Below are 5,099 nucleotides of genomic sequence, written 5' to 3' on the forward strand. Positions count from 1 at the left end.
GGCCCCCCCGGTCCGGGTTGGGGGCCGACGGCCGACGGGAAGGGCGTCCTGCCGGACGGAACCGGCAGGACGCCTTCACGCCTCGGGATCAACGGAGTCGTGTCACAGGCTCACGAGCTGCATGCGGCTGCACACGACGAACCCCTGGCGGGTGCCGTCGGACAACAGCAGGGTCCGGTAGAACTCGCGGTTGTTCTCCGTGATCCCCGCGAACTCGTCGATCTCGGGGCGCCCGTCGGCCTCGGACACGTGCAGCTCGTCGAAGCTCCGTCGGAGCTTCATCGCCGAGACGTTCTTGAACTCCAGTTCCAGGACCGGCTTCGTTTCGTCCTCCCAGGTCCGCAGCACCAGGCAGCGGTGCGACACCGAGTAGGACCAGGGGCGGAAGGCCCGCCCGGTCCGCAGGGGCAGGTTGTCGATTCCTGCCAGGAACGTCATCCCGTTGGTCATGCGAAGGGCTCGTCTCAGTCGAAGGGGCTCGTCGTCTCTACACCGTCCAGGTACCACTTCACGCGATCCCGTACCTCCTTCGGCGCAGCCTTGATCATGGCCAGCTCCCAGCCTGTGAAGGGCTTCACGGGAACCGCCATCCCCTCCTGTGCCGCGGCCCACTCCCGTGCCAGATCCTTCCCGATGCCGGTGAGGTTGAAGACGATTTCGGTGTTCTTTCCCGGGGTGAGCGCGTCACGGACGGTCTGCTTCCAGTCCGTGCCGTCGGGGAAGTTCATGAACGACTTCGACTTGGTGAGCTTGGTGAACGCGCCCAGCAGGTCCTCGCCGTCCAGGGTTTCGCTGAGACCGAGGGCGAGACGCTTCGGGCAGTAGTTCGTTGCGTTGTGGACCAGGACCGGCAGGTCGCCGGCCAGCACGTAGTAGGTGTGGATCTCGTCGACGGTGAGGTTGTAGGCGGGCTGGAGGGTGTTCCAGTTCCTGACGTCCTCGATGCGCCGGGGCTGTCCGGCGGGGTCGCGCAGGTCGTCGCCGGTCCTGAGGTCGGCGGCGTCGGTCCACTGCTTCCGGTTCTCGGACCAGAAGGGGTGGTGGCCGGTGCTGGTCAGGGACTGACCGGCACCCAGGGAGATGTCGGTGAAGTCGCGGTCGTCCGGGGTGTAGATGGTGTCCGAGACCCGGCGGGGACCGGTGACTCCGGTGGTGGGGTCGGTGGCGAGGACATCGTCGCCGACCTGGACGGTCTCGATGGCACGGGCGGAGCCGTCGGCCATCAGGACGCGGGTGCCGGCCGGGAAGCTGTTCAGCGGGCAGACCGGCGGAACGCGGGTGACGAGCTTCTGGATGAACTCGACGGCCTTCTCGCCCCAGGAGCCGAACTTCTTGGCCCACTGGGCGAGCTTGGCGACGGCGGCACCGTCGCCGATGAAGGGGATCGCGCCGATGCAGGAGGTGACCGCCTCGGTGGTCCTGCCCTCGACCGCGTAGTAGGCGCAGTTGACGAGGTCGGCGATGTCGGCGAGGCCGGGGGCGATGACGCCGCCCGCGCCGCCGATGACGTCGAGGGTGAGGTGGATGCTCTCGGAGAAGAGGTGGTAGAGGTAGCTGACGTTCTCGCTGTCCTCCTTCGCCTTCTTGATCTCCTCCTCGATCGCCGCGATCGAGTCCTGCTTCTCCTGCGCGGCCTGGGCCTGCTTCTCGGCCTCCTTGCGCTCCGCCTCCAGCCTGGCGAGCCGGGCCTTCTCCTCGGCGTCCCGCCGCGTCTCGTAGGTCGCGTGGGCGTTGTCGGCGGCGGTCTGGGCGGCCGTCGCGTCCTGACCGGCCGCCTCGGCGGAGCTGCGGGCGGCGCTCGCGGACTCGTTGGCTTCGGCCGCCGACCAGCGAGCCTGCCGGGCGGAGCGCTCGGCCTGGTTGGCGGAGTAGACGGCCTTGGCGGCGTCGCGGTTGGCGGAGGCCTTGGCGGCGTTCGCGCTCTTGGCGGCCGCTGCGGCCCTGGCGGCGTCGGCCTGGGCGGCGTCGGCGGCGGCCTGGGCCTTGGTGACGTAGTCGGCGGCGGTGTTGGCCGAGGCCTGGGCCTGGGCGGCGTAGCCGTTGGCCTCGGCGGCGGCGCCGCGGGCGGTGGCGGCGGCGGCCTGGGCCGTGGCCGCGTTCTTCTGGGCGGTGGCGGCGGCGGCGGTGGCCTCGGCGATCAGGCCCTTGACATCGGCGACGTGGACGGCGGTGAGCCGGTCCTTCTGCTGGGCGGTGAACTGGCCCTGGGCCACGAAGGTGCGCAGGTCCTGGACGGGGCCTTCGAGGGCCACCTTGGCCGCGGCCTTGAGCTCGGGCTCGGTGTCCGGGGCGTCCTCCAGCCGGGTGGCGACGAGGCGGTCGTCGGCGGCCTGCGCGTCCGACAGCCCCTTGCCGAGGAAGTCCCGCAGCGCGGCCGGGGTGTTGACCCGCAGCGCGGCGTCCGCGGCGGCCTTGACGGCCGGGCCGGCGCTGTCGCTGACGCGGGTGATCGTCAGCCGGTTCTCCGGTGCCGCGGCATCGAACTGACCACTGGCCAGGAAGGCGTTGACCTGGTCCGTGGTGCCCTGGAGCGCGGTGTAGGCGGCGGTGCGGACCCCGTCGCTCTCCGAGTCCCCGTAGATCTTGGTGGCTCGGTCGCGGGCGTCGTGCTCCTCGGCCTGCTTGCGGCCCGTCCTGAGGTAGGAGAACACGGCGGCGTCGTTGCCGGTGAGAGCCGCGTCGGCTGCTGCGGATCCCCAGGTGCTCGACATCTTGCGGGAGACGAGGGCGAGCTTGCGGCCGTCGGTGGCGACCTGCGCCGGGGTGGCGCCGGGCTGGTTGGCCAGCTGGGCCAGGCGGTCGGCCTCGGCCTTCGCCTTCTGGACGTCCTGGGCGGCCTGGTCGGTCTGCGCCTGCTTGTCGGCCTGGTCGGCCTTGGCCTTGCGGGCCTTCTCCACAGCCGCCGCGGTGCGGTTGGTCAGGTCCTCGGCCTCGGTGCGGCGGGCCAGGTCCTGGATCTCGTTGGCCTTGTCGACCGCGGCCTGGGCGTCCGCGGCGAAGCCGGAGGCGGCGTTCGCGTGGTCGGTGGACTCCTGCGCGGCGTTGCTGCTCTGACCGGCGTGGTCGGCGGCGTCCCGGGCGGCCTGCGCCGCCGCGGCGGCGTGCTCGCCCGCGGACTTCAGGAGCGCCGCGGCCGCGTCGGCCTTCGTGACGGCCTCGGCCGCCAGTTGCTGGGAGGCGGCGGCGGCACGGCCGGCCTCGGCGGCCGAGCGGCGCGTCGCCGCCGCGGCCTGCTTGGCCTTCGCCGACTGTCCGCCCGCGCTGTCCGCGTAGGCACCGGCCTGCTCGGCCGAGCCCGCCGCGGCATCGGCGTTGCCCTTGGCGCTGAGCGCGGCACCCGCCGCGTCCTTGCTGCTCTTGGCAGCCTCGTTCGCCTTGACGAGCGTGGCGTTCGCGTCCGCGGCGATCTTGGACGCGGCGTCGGCGGCGTCCGCCGCCACCCGTGCCTCGTGCGCCTTGGTCTCGTCACCGGCCGCTGCGGCCGCCGCCGTTCGCGCGTTCGCCGCGGCGCGCTGGGCCCCTGCCGCCGCGGCGGCCGCGTTCGACGCCGCGTAGGCGGCCGCGCGTGCACCCGCGTTGGCCGCGCGGGCGGCCGCCATCGCCGTCTTCGCCGCGGCACCCGCGCGGTCGGCCGCACTGGCGGCGTCGTTCGCGGCGGCGGTGGCCTTGGCCGCGTCGTTGCCGGCTTGCTGGGTCTCGGACGCGGCCCGCGCGGCGGCCTCCATGGCCTTCTGCGCCTCGTGGACCGCCGTGTCCTTGGCCTCGATGGCCGCGGCCGTCTCCTGGGCCGCCTGGGCGCTCGCGTCCTTGGCCTGCTGCGCCAGCTGCGCGATGCTCGCGCGCTCCTGGTCACGGCTCTGCGCGATGTACCGGCCGACGGCGAGGAAGTCGCGCACGTCCTGGATCGTGCCGTTCAGCGCGAGACGCGCCGCGGCCTGGACGTTGGGGCCACCGGAGCTCAGGATCTGGACCAGCTTGACCCGGTCGTCGGCGTCCTTCGCAGGGAACTGGCCCTCGGTCAGGAACCGCTGCAGGTCGTCACTGGTGTTGCTGCGCAGTGCGGCGTCGCCCGCGGCCTGGAGACTCCGTCCGGCGCCCATCGCGGGGTCGGTGATCCGGGTGATCCACAGCCGCCGGTCCGCGTCGAGCGCCGACTGCCAGCCGCCCTCCAGGAAGGCGCGTCGGTCCGCGGCCGTCCCGTCGATGGCCTTGTCGGCGGCCTCGCGGACCTTCGGCCCGCCCACGCTGGAGATCTGGGTGGCGGTGAGCAGGTCGTCCGCGTTCTGCGCCGCGGCGAACTCGGTGTCCAGGAAGCGCTTCACGTCCTGGTCGGAGCCCGCGAGCGCGGCCTCGGCGAGTGCGTGGAGCCGGGGGCCGCTGTTGAGCCACGCCTGAACGGCGCGTTGGCGGTCGCTCGGCTGGACCTCTCCGCCGACCGCCCCTGCGGCGGCGCTCGGAACGCCGGCCCCCACCAGTCCGGCCGTGAGGGCCAGTGGCAGCAGGCTCAGGGAGAGCCTGCCCAACAGCGGCGGCCCTCCCCTCCCTCGCCGTCGTGAGCGGGATATCGATTGGCGCACGGGAAACCTCCACTGTCGACATCGGCCGAATCCGGCCGCGGCAGATCCCCACGATAAATGACGGTCCAACAGAACGCTCACGAAGTCAAAGGGTTGAAGAGAGGTCAAGGCGTCAAAGTGCCTCAGTGGGTTCATAATTCGGCAAAGGTGTCGCACCGTCAGTATGTGATCAAATGCATTCCAAATCGTGACAACCTGCCTGCCTGAGCTGCAAAAAGGGTCTTGGCGCGGGCTCAGTCGATCTGGTTCGATGGGGCGGTTTCCGCCGATGGTCACAGGGGTGGTCAAGTGGCCTTCAATCCCTGCTCCCACCATTCATGACGCTTCATCGCATCATGTCGGTTCGCCTGCCATCCGGGGTCTTCGTCCCATTCCGGCGATCTGTCGACCAGGGCAACATCAAACGAACGAAGAGGAATACTCATGGCAAAGCGCATGTCCCGCTGGCTCGTTGGCGGTGCCGTCGCCGCGGCCGCCACGCTCGGCGTCACGGCGATCGCCTCCGCCGACGGCACCCCGGCG

2 protein-coding genes are annotated in these 5,099 nt (G+C 71.6%); both read right to left on the reverse strand.

Going from position 1 to position 5,099, the window contains the following annotated elements:
* Window positions 1–102 precede the first annotated feature (102 nt).
* Window positions 103–450 (reverse strand): hypothetical protein, encoded by a 348-nt coding sequence (locus ACWGJO_RS40890; protein ID WP_452190865.1) that lies wholly within the window; start codon window positions 448–450, stop codon window positions 103–105.
* Between the two features lie 14 nt (window positions 451–464).
* Entirely contained in the window at window positions 465–4,523 is a 4,059-nt protein-coding gene (locus tag ACWGJO_RS40895) for a polymorphic toxin-type HINT domain-containing protein (RefSeq protein WP_452190866.1), read from the reverse strand.
* Between the last annotated feature and the right edge of the window lie 576 nt (window positions 4,524–5,099).

The sequence above is a fragment of the Kitasatospora sp. NPDC054795 genome, assembly GCF_053611565.1.